This is a genomic window from Pseudorhodoferax sp. Leaf265, assembly GCF_001422365.1.
Taxonomy (GTDB): domain Bacteria; phylum Pseudomonadota; class Gammaproteobacteria; order Burkholderiales; family Burkholderiaceae_C; genus Pseudorhodoferax.
Genome location: NZ_LMMT01000006.1, coordinates 32,960 through 49,543, shown reverse-complemented (window position 1 = coordinate 49,543; position 16,584 = coordinate 32,960). Strand labels below are relative to the sequence as shown.

19 protein-coding genes and 1 pseudogene are annotated in these 16,584 nt (G+C 59.6%); 12 read left to right on the top strand and 8 right to left on the bottom strand.

The window, feature by feature from the left end; genetic code table 11:
* The first annotated feature begins 231 nt into the window (after positions 1-231).
* From ASF45_RS34325 to ASF45_RS08020, 3 genes are all read left to right on the top strand, one after another.
* Positions 232-1,713, top strand: a complete 1,482-nt coding sequence (locus tag ASF45_RS34325; RefSeq protein WP_082550885.1) for an NAD-dependent succinate-semialdehyde dehydrogenase — start codon at positions 232-234, stop codon at positions 1,711-1,713.
* Between the two features lie 142 nt (positions 1,714-1,855).
* Complete coding sequence (locus ASF45_RS34320; protein WP_082550884.1) at positions 1,856-2,290, top strand: hotdog fold thioesterase; 435 nt, start codon at positions 1,856-1,858, stop codon at positions 2,288-2,290.
* Between the two features lie 60 nt (positions 2,291-2,350).
* The gene (locus tag ASF45_RS08020) at positions 2,351-3,544 is read left to right on the top strand and encodes an acyl-CoA dehydrogenase family protein (protein WP_235580859.1); all 1,194 of its coding nucleotides are present in this window, start codon (positions 2,351-2,353) and stop codon (positions 3,542-3,544) included.
* A 62-nt stretch (positions 3,545-3,606) separates the two neighbouring features.
* Here the strand turns inward: ASF45_RS08020 and ASF45_RS08015 are convergent, their stop codons facing one another.
* Positions 3,607-4,359 (bottom strand): FadR/GntR family transcriptional regulator, encoded by a 753-nt coding sequence (locus tag ASF45_RS08015; protein ID WP_056659702.1) that lies wholly within the window; start codon positions 4,357-4,359, stop codon positions 3,607-3,609.
* Positions 4,360-4,737: 378 nt separating this feature from the next.
* Between ASF45_RS08015 and ASF45_RS08010 the strand changes: the two genes are divergently transcribed.
* The 4 genes and pseudogenes from ASF45_RS08010 to ASF45_RS34310 form a co-directional block, all read left to right on the top strand.
* Positions 4,738-6,279: a carotenoid oxygenase family protein gene (locus tag ASF45_RS08010; protein ID WP_056659700.1), complete on the top strand. Its 1,542-nt coding sequence runs from the start codon at positions 4,738-4,740 to the stop codon at positions 6,277-6,279.
* A 29-nt stretch (positions 6,280-6,308) separates the two neighbouring features.
* Positions 6,309-7,286 carry a tripartite tricarboxylate transporter substrate binding protein gene (locus ASF45_RS08005; protein ID WP_063887606.1) on the top strand — a complete coding sequence of 326 codons (978 nt, stop codon included), beginning with the start codon at positions 6,309-6,311 and terminating at the stop codon, positions 7,284-7,286.
* Positions 7,287-7,433: 147 nt separating this feature from the next.
* Positions 7,434-8,669, top strand: a complete 1,236-nt coding sequence (locus ASF45_RS34315; protein ID WP_082550883.1) for a CaiB/BaiF CoA-transferase family protein — start codon at positions 7,434-7,436, stop codon at positions 8,667-8,669.
* 95 nt (positions 8,670-8,764) lie between these two features.
* Positions 8,765-9,184 (top strand): annotated as a pseudogene (locus ASF45_RS34310) (transposase); the annotation flags it as partial.
* Here ASF45_RS34310 and ASF45_RS08000 read toward each other — a convergent pair.
* The 5 genes from ASF45_RS08000 to ASF45_RS07980 all read right to left on the bottom strand — a co-directional run bounded on the left by ASF45_RS08000 (position 9,132) and on the right by ASF45_RS07980 (position 12,396).
* Positions 9,132-10,184 (bottom strand): DMT family transporter, encoded by a 1,053-nt coding sequence (locus tag ASF45_RS08000; RefSeq protein WP_056659696.1) that lies wholly within the window; start codon positions 10,182-10,184, stop codon positions 9,132-9,134. The pseudogene ASF45_RS34310 and the gene ASF45_RS08000 overlap by 53 nt on opposite strands.
* Before the next feature lie 3 nt (positions 10,185-10,187).
* Entirely contained in the window at positions 10,188-10,538 is a 351-nt protein-coding gene (locus ASF45_RS07995) for a DUF6488 family protein (RefSeq protein ID WP_056659693.1), read from the bottom strand.
* Positions 10,539-10,584: 46 nt separating this feature from the next.
* On the bottom strand, positions 10,585-11,376 hold the full coding sequence (locus ASF45_RS07990) for a HupE/UreJ family protein (protein WP_056659692.1): 792 nt from the start codon (positions 11,374-11,376) through the stop codon (positions 10,585-10,587).
* Positions 11,377-11,555: 179 nt separating this feature from the next.
* A complete protein-coding gene (locus tag ASF45_RS35095; RefSeq protein WP_156472893.1) occupies positions 11,556-11,918 on the bottom strand; it encodes a hypothetical protein in 363 nt (120 codons plus the stop codon).
* 274 nt (positions 11,919-12,192) lie between these two features.
* Positions 12,193-12,396, bottom strand: a complete 204-nt coding sequence (locus tag ASF45_RS07980; RefSeq protein ID WP_056659688.1) for a hypothetical protein — start codon at positions 12,394-12,396, stop codon at positions 12,193-12,195.
* 242 nt (positions 12,397-12,638) lie between these two features.
* Here ASF45_RS07980 and ASF45_RS35090 point away from each other — a divergent pair, with 242 nt between their 5' ends.
* A complete protein-coding gene (locus tag ASF45_RS35090) occupies positions 12,639-13,316 on the top strand; it encodes a cation:proton antiporter (protein WP_255357773.1) in 678 nt (225 codons plus the stop codon).
* Positions 13,232-13,561 carry a cation:proton antiporter gene (locus ASF45_RS36815; protein WP_369802108.1) on the top strand — a complete coding sequence of 110 codons (330 nt, stop codon included), beginning with the start codon at positions 13,232-13,234 and terminating at the stop codon, positions 13,559-13,561. The genes ASF45_RS35090 and ASF45_RS36815 overlap by 85 nt, the downstream gene beginning before the upstream one ends.
* Before the next feature lie 725 nt (positions 13,562-14,286).
* On the opposite strand, the gene ASF45_RS35085 is transcribed toward ASF45_RS36815, so the two are convergent.
* A complete protein-coding gene (locus tag ASF45_RS35085) occupies positions 14,287-14,538 on the bottom strand; it encodes a hypothetical protein (protein ID WP_156472892.1) in 252 nt (83 codons plus the stop codon).
* Between the two features lie 335 nt (positions 14,539-14,873).
* Here ASF45_RS35085 and ASF45_RS07965 point away from each other — a divergent pair, with 335 nt between their 5' ends.
* On the top strand, positions 14,874-15,308 hold the full coding sequence (locus ASF45_RS07965) for a hypothetical protein (protein ID WP_056659681.1): 435 nt from the start codon (positions 14,874-14,876) through the stop codon (positions 15,306-15,308).
* A 94-nt stretch (positions 15,309-15,402) separates the two neighbouring features.
* On the top strand, positions 15,403-15,732 hold the full coding sequence (locus ASF45_RS07960) for a nuclear transport factor 2 family protein (RefSeq protein WP_235580852.1): 330 nt from the start codon (positions 15,403-15,405) through the stop codon (positions 15,730-15,732).
* A gap of 146 nt (positions 15,733-15,878) precedes the next feature.
* Here the strand turns inward: ASF45_RS07960 and ASF45_RS36345 are convergent, their stop codons facing one another.
* Positions 15,879-16,151 (bottom strand): hypothetical protein, encoded by a 273-nt coding sequence (locus tag ASF45_RS36345; protein WP_235580851.1) that lies wholly within the window; start codon positions 16,149-16,151, stop codon positions 15,879-15,881.
* Between ASF45_RS36345 and ASF45_RS36340 the strand changes: the two genes are divergently transcribed.
* Positions 16,135-16,578, top strand: a complete 444-nt coding sequence (locus ASF45_RS36340; protein ID WP_235580850.1) for an SDR family oxidoreductase — start codon at positions 16,135-16,137, stop codon at positions 16,576-16,578. The two genes, ASF45_RS36345 and ASF45_RS36340, sit on opposite strands and share 17 nt — an antisense overlap.
* Positions 16,579-16,584 lie beyond the last annotated feature (6 nt).

Sequence of the window (16,584 nt, the reverse complement as noted above, 5' to 3'; positions counted from 1 at the left end):
TCCAACAGTTCGGACCGCATCTACCGCTCCAGTGGCCGCGTGTATGGGGCTCACGCCGCGAAAGCATGGCACGCCGTGCGCCGGCGCGATGCACCGCGCGGCCACCACGGTCTCCTACATGCTGGCATACGTGAGTTTTAGAGATGCTGCACCAGCAAACCTCGCTTGTTTGCCTGGACGTGCAGTACCCAAAATTCCCCAACTCAGGTCTTCGCCCCAGGACACTTCCCAATGCCCAATGCCAGCTCAGAAGTTTGGAGCCGATTGACGGATTCCTCGCTGTTGCAATCACTTAACTTGATTGACGGAGCTTGGACAGCGGCTCAATCCGGGAACACACATGCGGTAGTCAATCCCTCCAATCAACGGGAAATTGCGGTGGTAGCCGCTTCCGACGCAGAAGACGCACGGTTGGCCGTGCAGGCGGCATTTGCAGCCGGGCCGGCGTGGGCATCCAAACCTGCGAAAGATCGTGCAACCATCCTTCGGAAGTGGCGCGACAGCATCGTCGCGAACAGTGCGGATCTCGGCCTGATACTCGCTGCGGAACAGGGGAAACCTTTGCGCGAGAGCATTGATGAAGTGCTTTATGGTGCCAGTTTCGTCGGATGGTTCGCGGAGGAAGCCTTGCGTGCGTATGGGGATACGATTCCATCTCCATCGCCGAGTAAGCGGATCGCGGTAGTAAAGCAGCCGATTGGCGTCGCAGCCTTGATCACCCCTTGGAACTTTCCCAGCGCCATGATCACCCGTAAGGCAGGACCGGCACTGGCTGCAGGTTGCACCGTCGTCTTGAAGCCTGCGGAGGACACGCCGCTCTCGGCATTGGCACTTGGAGAACTTGCACTGCGGTCGGGGCTTCCTCCAGGGGTTTTGAACATCGTCACCACTGCCCAGCCAGCCGGCGTAGGGGAAGTTTTGACCACCGATCCCCGGGTGCGAAAGCTGTCGTTCACCGGCTCGACACGAATTGGCAAGATGCTGATGCAGAAATGTGCCAGTACCGTGAAAAGGGTGTCGCTCGAACTCGGTGGCAACGCCGCCTTCATAGTTTTTGAGGATGCCGACGTCGATGCCGCAGTTGAGGGCATCATGGCGGCCAAGTTTCGAAATACTGGACAGACCTGTATAAGCGCCAATCGGATATTTGTTCACGAGGCCCTCTACGAAACTCTCACTGAGCGCCTAACGCACAAAGTTGGCGAACTGGTGGTTGGAGATGCGCTGGCAGAGGGTTCTCAACAAGGTCCGCTGATCAACGAGGCCGCATTGCACAAAGTGACCAGGTTGGTAGAGGACGCATTGGCCCACGGGGCTCGCCTGTTGATCGGAGGAACCGCGCATTCGCGAGGCGGATGGTACTTTCAGCCAACCGTGCTGTGCGACGTCCCAAGTTCTTCGGCGATGCAGGAAGAAGAGATATTCGGACCGGTCGCCGCACTGCAACGCTTCAGCGATGAGAAGGAAGTCGTTGCACTTGCGAACGCTACACCATACGGTCTGGCGAGCTACTTTTACAGCCGTGACATAGCGCGCTGCTGGCGAGTGGCCGAAATGCTTGAAGTTGGGATGGTGGGAATCAATGACGGCTCTTTGTCTACTGAGGTTGCTCCGTTTGGCGGCATCAAGGAATCTGGCTTCGGACGCGAAGGATCAAAGTACGGGATCGCCGAATATCAAGAAAGCAAATACATCAGCTTCGGAGGCATCTGATTGGCTAGGCCACGGAAAAGTCTGCGTTCAGAGACTGTCAGTTTAATCCGTGAGCGATGATATACCTACCGCAGAGAGGCGGCCAGGGCGACGACCCACCGCACTCTACATACACCACCAACCAAATTCCGAGTCCTCGACTATGCTGATCTGGAAAACTCCCATTTCAATTGCTTCACTAGCACAACGCTCGGCAAATACTGCGATCACACATCTCGGCATCGAGTTCCTGGAAGTAGGCGATGATTTCATCACCGCCCGACTACCAGTGAACAGGCAAACATGCCAACCGATGGGGTTGCTGCATGGCGGCGTCTCCGTGGTGCTGGCGGAAACGCTCGGATCCATCGGCGCGGCTCATTGCTGCCCCGCAGGGAGTCATGTTGTCGGCCTAGACATCAACGCCAACCATTTGCGCGCAGTCCGTGAGGGTTGGGTGACCGGACGTGCAGTGCCAGTTCATATCGGGCGGACGACGCAAGTCTGGCATATAGATATTTCGGACGACTCCGGAAAACTCTGCTGCGTATCCCGACTCACCATGGCTGTTATTGCCGGCGCAACGAAGACCGGCTAGCCTTACTAGCCTTACTAGCCTTCCCGATCCCCCCAGCCGCTTCCCAGTTTCATCATGAGCATGGATGCAACGGCTCACATATACGAGACACTTTCCAATATGCAACATTACAAGTCGCCCTGGTTGACGCCGGAACTTGAGATGCTCCAAGAAGCGAGCCGCCGGTTCTTTGAGGAGAAATTTGTTCCGCGAGAGCAGGATTGGACGCATAACATGCTGATGGAACGCAGTGCCTGGAACGAAGCAGGGGCAATGGGATTCTTATGTGCCAGCATCCCTGAGGAATACGGCGGCGGCGGCGGCACGCTCGCACATGACATCGTGATTTTCAGTGAGCAGTCGCGCGCCTTGATTGGCAGCTTCAGCAATACAGTGCACAGCGGTATCGTCGCCCATTACCTCCTTCACTATGGAACCGAGGAACAGAAGCGCCGCTGGTTGCCAAAAATGGCCCTGGGGGAATTGGTTGGCGCAATTGCCATGTCCGAGCCGGATGCGGGATCCGATCTCCAGGCGATCAAGACGCAGGCTCTGCGCCAAGGCGAGCACTACGTGATCAATGGATCGAAGACATTTATCACGAATGGCTTTCACGCCGACCTCGTGTTTCTTGTCGCTCGGACCGATCCTGAAGCGAAGGGTGCGCGAGGCTTATCGATCATTGTGGTGGAAACCGATGGTCTTCAGGGCTATCGCAAGGGACGCGTTCTGGAGAAATTGGGGAACAAGGGCTCCGATACAGCTGAACTTTTCTTTGACGACGTCAAGGTTCCCTTAGGCAATCTACTTGGGACAGAGGAAAACAAGGGATTCTTGCAGCTCATGGCGCAGCTGCCCGCGGAGCGTCTCTACATCGCGATGAACGCGGTCGCCCAGATGGAACGTGCCCTGATGCTGACCGTCGACTACGTCAAGAACCGCAAGGTCTTCGGGCAACATCTGTCGGAACTTCAGAATACACGGTTCAAGCTAGCCGAATGCGCCACAAAAGCAACGATAGCTCGTGTTTTCTTGGACCATTGCCTCGTGAAGTGCCTAAACGACGAGCTCGACGGCCCACAGGCGGCCATGGCCAAATGGTGGAGCACTCAACAATGCAATGAGATTGTCAATGAATGCCTTCAGCTGCACGGAGGGAATGGATACATCATGGATTATCCGATTGCCAGAATGTACGCAAACGTGCGTGTTGGGCCAATATACGGTGGCTCTAACGAGATTATGAAGGAGATCATCGCGCGAGATCTCTTTTGAGAAATTCTCAAAGGTCTGGGCTGCCCTGAGTGCGGCCCAAGCTGCGCTTCTCCCGCAGGGGCCTACAAATCAGGTGATTTTTCTTGCTCCACAGCATGCTTGACGATGTGCTCGTGGAGCTTTCGCAGGTGCGCGTGCATTTCCTGGGCGGCCCTGTCTCCGTCCCGAGCCTGAAGCGCGTTGAGAAATCGTCTTCTCGACTGCGCCAGATCCTGCGCCGGGTAGATCTCGATACGCCGCAGAATCACCCGAATGACATCTGACAAGGATCGGACAACGAACATCATGACTTTGTTCTTCGCAGCTGCGGCCAGCAGCTCGTAGAACTCGGTTGCGTGTTGCAAGCGGACTTCCCGCCCTCCCGATTGAAGGGCAACCTCGTTGAGTTTGACGCTGTCCTCGATCTTCTTGAGGTCTTCGGCGGTTGCCCGCTCACATGCTAAACGCGCCACTGAATCGAGTATGAATATGCGCGCTTCAGTCAATTCGCTCAGCTTGATCGAACCTAGGCTCAGCATATCCTGCATCAGTTCGGTCATCTTGCCCTCCGAACTAGCCTGGATGTAGGCACCACCCTTCGGGCCTCTCCGCAAAGCAATGAGTCCCGCATTTTCTAGGCTTCTGAAGGCCTCGCGTATAGCAAGACGGCTGACTCCGAGTTGCAGCGCCAACTCTCGCTCGGGGGGCAGCTTATCCCCCCTCTTCAACCTCCCATCTGCGATCAGCTCACGAATCTTTTCGCAAACGACTTCGAACGCGCGCTGCGCCGGTATCGGTTGAAACAATGAAGGCGTCGCCGCGCTTTGTTGATGCATTACGTATCCCTGTCCTCGAACGTTTCAAGCAAGTTGCCGGTGCAGGCCATTGGTCTCCCAGTTGGTCGGCCAGTGGACCGAAAGCGCGCTCGATGAGCCACAAAAAAACTCGCCCAGCGATAGAAATACTCACGCAAGCCTACCTTGATGGCCGCTTTGGCACACCATATCATACTAATATGCAATGGTTAGACCAAAAGACGGACAGGCTTGTCACGGCCGGTTCCAACGTCACGCCATTGCATTCGCGGGCAAGGGTTTGCAGATCGATGCCGAGTAGGAACTCGGTGTGTGATGCACAGCGCGCCATGCTCAAGGTAGAGCCCTTTTGATTGGCTCTGCTGTAGTACCTCATCCACATTTCCGGACCACAGGACCATGCAACTCACTGACACCCAGAAGCAGGAACTCGCCACCATCGATTCGGCGATCCAGGCGCAGGCCTACAACCAACGGAGCGCCTACAGGCACTGGGGCTTCCGTGCGATCCATACCGAAATGAATCGCGCTCCAGTCACAGTCACGGGCAACCTGCCGGCGGATCTGGAAGGTATCTACATTCGTAACGGAACGAACCCGCAGTTCGATCCGATGTCCATCCGGTATCAAATGTTCGATGGCCCTGGCATGCTTCACCAGGTACACATCAAAAACGGACAGGCCAGCTACACCAATTCCTATGTCCGGTCGAAGCGCTTCCAAGTCGAACGTGCGCTGGGCAGAGACATTTACATCAGCATGGGCGAACTGTTGACCGGGGGACCGGCAACTTTGGCCAAGATGGAGTGGCTCCAGAAGCAATACAAAGAAGGGTTGTTGCCGGAGCTAAAGTTCAGCGGCACTGGCAACGGTACGGCCATTCAGTTCCACAGCGGCCAGTTGTACACGTTCAACGAAGCTGGGTACCCATTCCGGCTATATGTGCGGAAGGAAAATGGCGAACTCGTCATCGATGGCACCGGAGAGCCCACCACGTGGGGAGGAAAGCTCACTGGCCCGTTCTCCGCCCACCCCGCGATCGACCCCGATACCGGCGATATGTATAGCGTGGCGACTAACCGCTATGACGGAAGCATCACCATCGTACAGGTTTCCAACAACGAAGTCGTTCGGTCCCTCACCTACCAGCAGCCGCCAAAGCAAATGGCATGGATCCATGAGTGCTGCATCACCGAAAACTACATCATATTCCCCGATATTTCGATGCGGGTGGACAGGAATGGGCTGCTTCAAGAGAACGGTAGCATGTACTACTGGGATGCCGCATACAACATGCGTTTTGGCGTCCTGCCGCGAAAGTTCGACAGCGAAACCCCCATTCGTTGGATCTCAACGGGCAAGGCGGGCACGATCTGGCATCTGCTCAACGCGTGGGAAGAAAAGAGGGCCGACGGCGGCACGAACATCGTGATGTATGGTCCTAGGTTCCACGAATATCCCGCGACGGTTCCTATTCACACCCCTGAAGAATCACACGCCCAACTGTCGCGTTGGGTCATCGATCCAGAAGTCGGTACGGTTTTGGAGGACCGGGTGCTCGTCGAATGGGGTTACGAGCGCTGTTCCTTCCACATCGGATACCGAGGACGGAAGATGCGCTATTGCTATCTCCTTGACGAGCAAAAAGAGGGCTATATGGGAAAAGGCACCCTCAAGTACGACATTTTGCAGGAGCGCGAAGTCAAGTACGTGGACTACGGCCAACAGTATGGCGGTGAGCCGCTGTTTGTTCCTCGAAAGGGAGCCGTAGACGAGGACGATGGCTACATCTTGGACCTGATGATGGAGAAGGACAAGGCAGACGTTCTCGTGCTGAATGCCAAGACCATGGACGAAGTGTGCCGCCTCCATCTTCCACAGCGTGTCCCGTTCGGTGTGCATGCCGTATGGCTTGACGAAGAAAAAATTCGGCAACTCTAAGAGACAGCCAGCTTCAATGGAGATTTAAGATGCGACTTTCGTTACTAGCCAAGCTCGGCTTGTCCCTCGCAGCTGCTGCGGTTGGCAGCGCTTCCTTGGCTCAAGCTAGCTCGGCTAACTATCCAGCCAAACCCATCACCTTGGTAGTGCCTTATCCTGCCGGCGGGGTTGCCGATCAGGCGGCGCGATTGGTCGGTCAGAAGCTCCAGGAGTCAATGCATCAACCCGTCGTAGTTGAAAATCGGACCGGCGCGGGCGGCATGGTGGGTGCGCGCGCCGTCGCACGGGCACCTGCTGACGGATACACGATCCTTCTTGGGGTATCTGGGCTCGTGCTGCAACCGCTGCTGGTTAAGAGCACGACGGTCGATCCCTTTAAAGAGCTTGCGCCGATCACCCTGATTGCGCGCCTGCCTTTGATGCTCGTTGTGCCGAGAAGCGGGCCGACTTCCTTCGACGATTTCATTCGCCAAGCAAAGGAGAATCCGAGCCGCTTCAGTATCGGGAACTATGGTGTTGGCACGCCGTCCCACTTGTTGAGCATCATGCTCAACCAACAGGCGGGATTGGATCTACCCCTGATTCCGTTCCAAGGAAGTGCCCCTCTTGCCACGAACTTAATCGGTGAGCAGGTGGCGGCAGGTTTTTTGGATAGTGTCACGGCTCGGCAGTTCTCGGAAAAGCTTCGCTTTCTGGCGGTGACGGGCACTCAACGAGTTGCAAGGCTGCCTGAGCTTCCAACCTTCCGGGAGCTGGGTTTTCGCTCGTTCGAGCAGGACGGCTGGCTTGGCCTTCTCGCACCAGCCGGCACTCCTCAACCCATTGTTGCGAAACTCTCTAAACAGCTGGCTCGCATCGTTGCCATGCCTGAGGTGTCTGCCAAGATCGAGAACATGGGAATCGCCCCCGTCGGCAGCACTCCTGAGGAACTCTTGACAGTCATGCGGAACGACAGCGATGTGTACGGAAAAGTCATTCGCAGCGCGAGCATTCACATCATCCCATAGTGCCGGACGGTCTTCTAGAGGGTGGCCCCGCCCACCCATTTCGTTCATCGACGCCAGCCAGGCGGATCGTTTCGAGCGCCTTATATCCACTCCAGAATCTTTCGCCGGATCTCCGACGAATTGGTGACCTTTTTTAGGTACAGACCCATGAATTCCAATGCAGCAAAGAAGTACCCGTTGGCGGGTGTCCGAGTCCTTGATCTGGGGACCATGCTCGCAGGTCCAGTGGCAGCTACCCTGTTAGGCGATTTCGGTGCTGACGTGATCAAGATAGAACAGCCCACCGGAGGAGATACCCTTCGGAAACTGGGGCCGTTTGCGGAAGGCGAAAGTCTCAGTTGGCACATTGAAGGCAGAAACAAGAAGTCTGTGACGATCGACCTGCGCGTACAGGCCGGTCAGAAATTGCTGCTTGAACTCGCCTCTAAAGCGGACGTCTTGATCGAGAACTTCCGTCCCGGCACCATGGAGAAATGGGGAATCGGCTATGAAGCATTGAAAGCAGTCAATCCCAAATTGATATTGCTGAGCATCTCCGGCTACGGACAGACTGGGCCCTATGCATCCAGAGCCGCCTACGACAGGATCGCTTTAGCCTTTGCCGGCGTTTTGAACATCACAGGATTCCCTGACCGCCCCCCCGTCAGGCCAGGGGTTGCAATGGCAGACTATCAAGCTGCACTGTTCGGCGCGTTCGGTACCATGCTTGCCCTCTACGGCCGCGACGCCGCCGGAGGAACGGGACAGCATATCGATTTGGCGCTGTACGAGGCTGTATTTCGTTTTACCGATGTAATGGTAACCGCCTATGAAAAGTCTGGAACGAAGCGGGAGCGCCAGGGCAATAAGCATTTTGCCGCAGCTCCTGGCGATCATTTCTTGACTTCAGATGGGCGATACATTGCGATCACGGTCTCGGCCGACACTGTGTTCAAGCGCCTTTGTGACCTCATGGGCATGCCACTTTTATCCTCAGACGAGAGGTTCATCAGTCACGCCTGTCGCGTCCAGAATATGGATGCCATCAATGCAATCGTTGCGGAATGGATCTTGAAGCAGCCAGTCGGCGTCTTGATCGGTTCGCTCGAGAAGGCCGGCCTTGCATTTTCCCTGATCCTGTCAGTGCAGGAGATCGTTGAGAATGAGCACTATAGCGCTCGCAAGAGCATTGCGACCATGGAACATCCCCGGCTCGGCCAATTGAAGCTCCCAGCCATCGTCCCACGGATGTCAAACACGCCAACTCGCGAGTTCGATCCGGCGCCGGAATTGGGTGCTCACACTGCTGAAGTTCTCGCGAATTGGTTGGGAATGAGCGCCCCTGCTATTGACGCATTGGCCTTCCAAGGAGTGATTACAAATCCAAAAGCTCTATCAAGCTGAATTGGCAGGATCGCGCCGGCGCCGCTTTTTGGCTACTCGCGCCTGCTAGTTCTCCGTGGCTTGGAGGCCAGCGCCATTGAGCATTCATAGGGACGGTGGCCGACCTGCTGCATGCGTGGTTGCTGCAGCAGCGCGCGCTGGTGCCCAGTGGCTCCGCCACGGCCCGAGCCATCCAGTACAGCCTCGGCTGCTGGAACGCACTGACGCGCTACCTGGAGGACGGTCGGCTGCCGCCAGACAACAACCGCGTCGAAAACCAAATCAGACCAGTGGCCCTTGGACGAGCCAACTGGTTGTTCGCCGGCAGCTTGCGTGCTGGTCGACGCGCCGCGGCCGTGATGAGCTTGGTGCACTCGGCGCGGCTCAACGGGCACGACCCTTATGCCTATCTACGCGACGTGCTGGAGCGCCTGCCCACTCAGCCGGCAAGCCGTATCGGAGAACTCTTGCCGCATCGCTGGGTCAATGCGGATGCTGGTGATGTGCGTCGGGCACGTGTGGATGAGCATGTTTGACTGACGTATGGCGATGCCGGTGGCTGTGTGGGCCAGCAGGCATCACGTCATGGCCGTGCAGGTGATGGTCGTCGTCATGGGTGTGCGCGTGCTCGTGCTCGAGGGTCTCGTGCGTATGGGAGTGCTCGTGCCTCTCGGCCAGGTGCAGCACCACGCCGCACATCATGAACACCCCACCCAGGCCCATCAACCAGGACCCCGACCGGTCGCCCAATGCAAAAGCGCCCAGGGCGCCGATGAAGGGCGCGAAGGCGAACACCGAACCCGTGCGTGCGGCGCCGAACTCGCGCTGCGCAAGTAGGTAAAAGCGCAGGCTCAGGCCGTAGCCGGTCGCACCCACGGCCAACAATGCCAGCATGGTTGCCAGGCCTGGGACCGGCTCGCCCCACAGCCAGGCCATCAGAACGGTTGCCACGGTGCCCAGCGTGGCCTTGACCACGACGACCTGGCCCGGGTCACGGTCGGCCACACCGCGCGACAGCGTGTTGTCCACGCCCCAGGCGATGGTGGCCACCGTCACGGCCAGTAGTCCGAGCAACTGAACCTGGCCGGCCAGGCCTTGCTCCAGCACCAACACCACGCCGCCCAGCAGCAACAGTGCGACGGCCGCGATGACGCGCCGGTCCAGCGTCTCGCCGTACCAGCGCCAGGCCAGGATGGCCGTGAACACGGCCTCCAGCGTCAGCATCAGCGAGGCGCTGGAACCGCTGGTGCGCTGCAGACCCCAAGCCAGCGCGACCGGCCCCACGACCGCCCCCATGCCGGCCATCGCCAGCAGGCGCGGCAGGTCGCCACGGCGCAGCTGCGCCTCGCGCGTGGCGGGCCGGCGCAGCAAGGCCGCCACCGCAGCGGCGCCGCCATAGAGCAGCGCAGCCGTGGTGAACGGCCCGATGCCGGCCCCGAAGCCCTGCACCAGCGGCGTGCTCAGGCCGAACAGGGCGGCAGCGAGCAGCGCGAGCAGTCCGCCGCGCAGCGCGGGTGAGGCCAGTTCGCGCTGCATGGCTTACTGCCCGGTGAAGTTGGCGGCAATGAAGTTGCCCGGCAGGCTGTAGAACATGTACAGCGTCTGCTTGCTGGCATCGGCCACTGCCGGGTTCTTGAAGGTCAACTTCCACTCCTTGCCCTTCTTGCCGTCGATGGTCTCGACCTTCTCGGGTTTGATGGCAGTCCACGATGCATCGAGCTTGCCACCTTTGACCAGCGTCTGCTTGCGCTGTTCGGCGCAGCCGGTCACGACCGACTCGGCGGCGGGCTTGGAGCCATGGAAGTGGCACGCGCCGCCCTCGTTGGCGTAGGCGGCAGGCACGCAGGCAGCGGCAGACAGGACGATGGTGGCGACGAGAGACTTGTTCATGGTGCGGTCCTTGAAGGAAGAGATAGGAGAGGAGAAGGAAACGGGTTCAGTTGAGCGTGTTGCGGCTGTCATCCTGGGTGTTCTCGATGTTCATGTCGTCGTGCACGTGGCGGTGCTCTTCGACCGGGAAACGGAAGCTGTCCGGAGCCGTGTCGTGCTGGTAGCCATGCAGCTGCGTGAACAGCAGGTAGACGCCGGCATAGACCAGCGCCAGGTTGGACGCGTAACTGAAGCGCTTGAACGAGGGCCGGTGCCGCCAGGCAGCCAGCAGCGCCACCATGGCGGCAAGCGCAGCTATCTGGCCCAGCTCCACGCCCACGCTGAAGCTCAGGATGCGTCCGAGCATCGCCGCGGGGTCGTCGCCCAGCGGCAACTGCTGAAGCCGGGTGGACAGGCCAAACCCATGCAACAACCCGAAGATGAACACGGCGCCCAGCAGGTTCGGCGACTTCATGTCGAACACGCGTTGGAAGCCGCCGTTGTTGTCGAAGCCCTTGTAGATGACGCTCGCGGCGATGATGGCGTCGACGAGGTAGTAGTTCCAGGTGATTTTGAAGTAGGTCGCGAACACCAGCGTGATGCAGTGGCCGACGGTGAAGACGGTCACGAACTTGGCCACGTCCTTGAACGTGGTCAGGAAGAACACCACGCCGAACAGGAACAGCAGGTGGTCGTAGCCGGTGAGCATGTGGCTCGCGCCCAGGCCGACGTACTGCAGGTAGCCGCCATCGAGCATGCGCTGTCGGTCCTCCTCGGAGATGCCATGCGCGAGGCCCACGAGCGGAATGAAGCCCAGCAGCAGCAATGCCACCAAGCGGTTGGAAATGGTTCGGGTCATGGAGCAGGTGCCCTCTGTGTGTTGAGACAGCCCAGCCCGTCGCGGTGCGACGGCAGGCTTGGTCGCGGAACGATGTTCCGAGCGCGGCGCCTCCTTCAAGGGTGGGCCGAGCGAACAGGTAGGGGTGCTGGTGGGACACCAGCGCGGCCATGGCCTAGGGCGGCCGTGGCGAAGGCCTTTCAGGCCTGTTGTGCGCTGCGCTGCGGAGGCCGCAGGGGGCCTTCGAGATAGACAGGCGCATGTCCGACGCCTGCGCTTGGCACCAGGACCGATGGGATGGGGTCGCCTGCCGCAAGGCTCATCGCCGGGGCCAACCCAGGCAGCTGCGCCGCCTGGTTGGCATGCTGGTGAGGTGGTTCGCCGCTGTCGTCCTCGACGTGCAGTGTCTGGTCGGCGTGGTGGTGGTGGTCCACCTCCTGCGCGTGCACGACCATGTGCGCGATGACCTCGGCTTGGTGGTCACGATGGGCCGGGGTGAGCCACGCAAGTGCCTGCCAGACCATGGCAATCAGCAGGACGAGGGCTCGGCGTTTGGCGGTCACGCAAGAATTGTAGAGGTGGCACGAATCGCTGCGGACGCGTGACCACACGACCGCATGCTTGCGGTTCCAAGTCAAGGCGAGTTCGCCGGACGGCTACGCCGCGCTTCCCGGTCCGCGCCGGCACCAGGGCAAAAGCCAGCACGAAGGGCAACAGCACGTCAGCCAGCGACATCTACGCCGTGCTGCGCAGCCGCCTGCGGAAGTGCCCAGCTTAAAATTCGATGCCTGCGGGCTACCGGGCAGTGGAGCGATCCTGGCTCGCTCCAGCTGGCGCTCAGGCCGTCTCAGGCTCGTGGACCAGGACCTTGTCGCGCATTTCCACCCAGTGGCTGCCCTCACCGTGCGCTGCCAGGGCCTCGGCAAGTCTGATCTTCAATAGCCAACGGTTCATCAACGAGGCCTCCATCCATTCGCACACGAAGCGCTGGCCCTCGATCCGAACCACGTCGCCAGTGCCAGAAATCCTGATTTGCTTCATGGCTCTAAGGGTAGCCACCAGGACCCAACTTGGCTGTGAGTCTTGTCACGACTTTCGTGTCGTCAGCTTCGCAGACTCCGAGAACTCCCAGCGCCTTCACCATCACCTCAACGCGCCTGAGCCCTGTCGGATGGTGTTGATCGGAGCTTGACCGACCGGTGGTGTTGCCGGGTTCGCCACATGCAACCGGTGACTTGACTGGAGAAATAGGGTGTCCGCGCAGCGAGGACTTCCTCCAAGACGTGCCCGGCCTGTTCGCCTCGCGTGTGCAACCGCTGGAAGCATCGCTGTCCCCGGGCGCCGCGATCGCGATCACGGCCTTCCGGATTGCTTGCGCGCATCATCCAAGAGGGCGGCATGGCCGCCACTTCGCTTGGCACGCTGGCTTGACCGCGGGCGCGGTGGACAACGCGCTCCCTTGGTGCAATCTGGCCGTGGTGCTGGCCAGCTTCGGCGGTTTGTGGGGCGGGACTTGGCTTGCCATCCGCGGCCGAGCCGCTTGCGCACCGTTCATGGCGTGTGGTGGGCACGCGGCTGCTGCGCGGCTGGGTAGCGGCCAGCAGACCGGCGTGGCTGTGGGCAATGCCTCGCTGGCCGTCGTTCTGGCGTTGTTCAAACTCAGCGCGTTCGCCATGGACGCCATCAGCATCCACAACGTATTCGGTGGCTTCCTGCTCGGCGCCTGCATGCCGCGCGGCGTCTTTGTGCAAAAACTGCGCGAGGAGCCGCAGCCGTTTGTCGTGGTGTTCCTGCTGCCGATGTTCTTCACCTGTTCGGGGCTCAACACGCGCCTAGACATACTGTTCGACCCAGCCATGGGCGTCGCCGCGCTTGCATCCTGGCGGCCTCGTTCGGCGGCAAAGGTCCGGCGTGCTGGGCCGCCGCCCGGCTGGCCGGCGAGTCGCCGCGCGATGCACTGATCATGGGGGCGCTGATGAACGCGCGTGGCCTGATGGAGCTGATCATCATCAACATCGGCCTGCAAGCCGGCGTCATCCTTCACGGGCTCTTCGCCATGCTGGTTCTGATGGCCATCGCCTCGACGCTGCTAGGCTCGCCGGCATTCAACTGGGCCATGGGTGTGCATCGCGCCGAGACGTCCGGTAGCGCAACTAGCGGCGCCACAAAGCCCAAGCCGCAAGATCGATCAGCGAACCAGGCCTAAACGTCGAGCGCTGCCAGGCGCCGCTCCACAGGACTCACGCGCGCCTCAAACTCATAAACACGACGCGACCTAAGAGAGGGCTCCCTTCAGCGTCTACTCAGCGGAAAGCTGACTTACATGGTAGGCAGCGCTGTTGGAACACTGAACCGGACCCGATGCGGATCAGTCCGATTCAGTCTGCCCTGGCCAAGCGCGCACCGAGATCTTGAGAACTCATCCTTTTTATCGCCTGAGATGGGTGAACGTAGTCGGTAGACTGGAAGAGAACTTGCCAAACTTCCACTCTATGCTCCCGGCAATGGCTGGGCCGGAGTGCTGAAGCAAATGGTTGGCAGCGCGCTCGTGGCCAATCGTAGTAGGCAGTGTCGGCCTGCCCTTTCTCGCAGTCGTAGAGCGGGGTCGCGGCAAGCCGCCTTGGCGGCACTAAGTGGCTCGCAAGCCCCTTGCGAATGCCACGTTGCTCAACATGTACTCCTGGGCGCAATCCCCTTGGTCGTCGTGTCCAGTGCACCTAGCCGATCCAATGACTGCTGCATTTTGCTCAGGCTGTCCCTTGAGAGACGCCCACAGCCGCCTGCTGACCAAGTGCCACCGCACACCAGGTGCGCAACGGCTTCATCCGTTGCGCAGGGCTGGATGTAGGCGATGTAGCACTGCTGTGTCCTGGAGGGTCGAACACCTTGGCCGTGACACCCATCCTTCCGACAGCGACCTGATCGCCACCGTCATGGGGTGCATGCTCGATGCGCTATGAGCAGGTCAAAATCCTCGATGTTGCGCGCCACTACATCTGATTGCAACAGATCGTCAATCGCTCCCACATCGTCTGACTGGTGATTCGTCAGCAAGATGGCGGCCCGCTTTAGGCCGCCGCATGACAGAAGGCAAGCACCGGCACCCACTGCGATGCCCGAGCATCCGGCGCTAACGATCCACATGTCCGATCGTTGTAGGCGGAAAATGGGCGTGTAGTTCATGGTGGGATCTGTGATGAACTTGCAGGGTGGATTCAACCTGCACAGAGGTTCTTGCCTCCCGGTGCACGGAGCCTTGCCTCGCAGTGCACTGCCGTACTGCGGTAGTCCCACGTTGCCTCGGTTCCCTGGTGCGCGGACCGGTCCCTGGACCCGGTGATAGCCGCTTTCACGGGGGTTTGCGCTAGGACTTGTCAGATGGCGCCGCGGGCCAGTGCTCGCGTTGCGCCGAAGCGCTGTCTGAGTTGCGCACCAAGGGAAGTGCCAACGGCCGTCTTAACTCTATCGTTCAGTCCCCACCAACCATGCCTGCCAGTCGGGCGACACCGGAGGCAACGATGAAGATCAAAGACAAGATCGAAGAAGAGGCAATCCAAATCGACGACATCCCTTGGAAGGCGTTCCCCGATGCATTGTCCAAGGGTGGCATTCGCTGGAAGTTTCTGCACGCATCGCCGGAAATGGGCTCGTGGGCCGCCATCTTCGATTGCCCTGCCGGCTCGTCGTTCAACACCCATTTCCACATCGGCCCCGGCGAGTATCTGCTGACCAAAGGCCGCATGGACGTGCGCGGTGGGATCGAGCATGGCGGCGACACCGTGATGGCCCCTGCCTACGGCTACGAGTCTGCCAACGCCCGGCACGACAAGACCTACTTTCCGGTGGACAGCGAGTTTTACATGACCTTCCTGGGCCCGCTGTCGTTCATCAAAGATGACGGCACGCCCATCGTCGTCGTCACCTGGGACGAAGCGCAGCGCGCTTACCTCTGACGCGCTCCAAGGCCGGCCAGCTTCAACGGCCGGCTCCATCAACTTCCCAGTCCCATTGGAGCGCCAAATGCCTTCTGCAATTGAAAGCCCTGACGTGAGCACGAAGCGCACGCTGGACCACCACCTGGGCGCGTTCGCGCTAGGTCTGGACGAGCTATTGCGCGACTACGACGACACCTCAATCCTGGTCACACCGGACAAAACGTTCACGGGCTCTACACAGATTCGCGCCTTCTTCAAGGCTTTCATCGAAGGCGTCGATCCGAAGTTTTGGGATGCCTTCAAGATCACAAAGACAGCCGTCCACGGCGAAGTTGCCTATTTAGTCTGGGAAGCCAAGCCCTGGGTCAAGCTCGCCACTGACACGTTGCACGTGCGACGCGACCGGATTGCGGTCCAGACGTTCACGCCGTTCAGCGCATAGCGCCGCCAACGACTAAAGCGGGAAAAAGGAGGCAGCCCATGTCCGAGAGACTTGAAGGGCGGGTTGCGGTAGTCAACGGCTCCAGTTCTGACAACAGCCGCGTCATCGCGCTGTCCTTCGCCAATGCTGGTGCCTCCGTTGTGTGCTTAGAGCTCAAGAAGGAAACCCTGCAGGGCGGCTACGAAGCGGATCTCGACACCAATACCGATGACGCGATCCTCAAGCGCGGCGGAAAGGCCTCGTTCGCCCCGCCCGATGCGAGCAGTGCCTTCGATGTGCAGAACGTGATCCAGCGTGCGGCCATGCTGTTCGGTCGCTTGGACATCGTGGTCAGAAGCGCAGGCTTGTTCAGCGGCCTGCACAAAAATCATCGAAGCGACCGAAGAGCAGTACGACCTGACCATGAAGGTGAATGCCAAGGGCGTCTGGCTGGGTTGCAAATACGCGATCGCGCGGTTCCTGAAGCAAAAGCCGATCGTCACGCCCCGCGGCGAAAGGGTGCGCAGTCGAGTCGCGAGCATAGGTGGCTTGGTTGGCATAGCCCTGGAGCCAGCGTGCTGCGCGTCCAAGGGAGAAGTGGTAAACCTGAACCGCGAGCCTGCAATAGACCATGCGCTAGACCGCATCAACGTCAACGTCATCTGCCCAGGCTTCTTGGCCACCAAGATGTTGCGCTCCTTACTTCAGAAAGAAGACACCAACAAGCTGCTGCACGATCGCCCGCTCTGGCCGCGAGCGGGCAAGACCGAGGACGTAGCTAAAGCCCCATTGTTCCTCGCGTCCGATGACGCCGAGTGGATGACGGGCTCAATGTTGACGGTAGACGGCGCATTCACCGCCCGCTGATGCAAC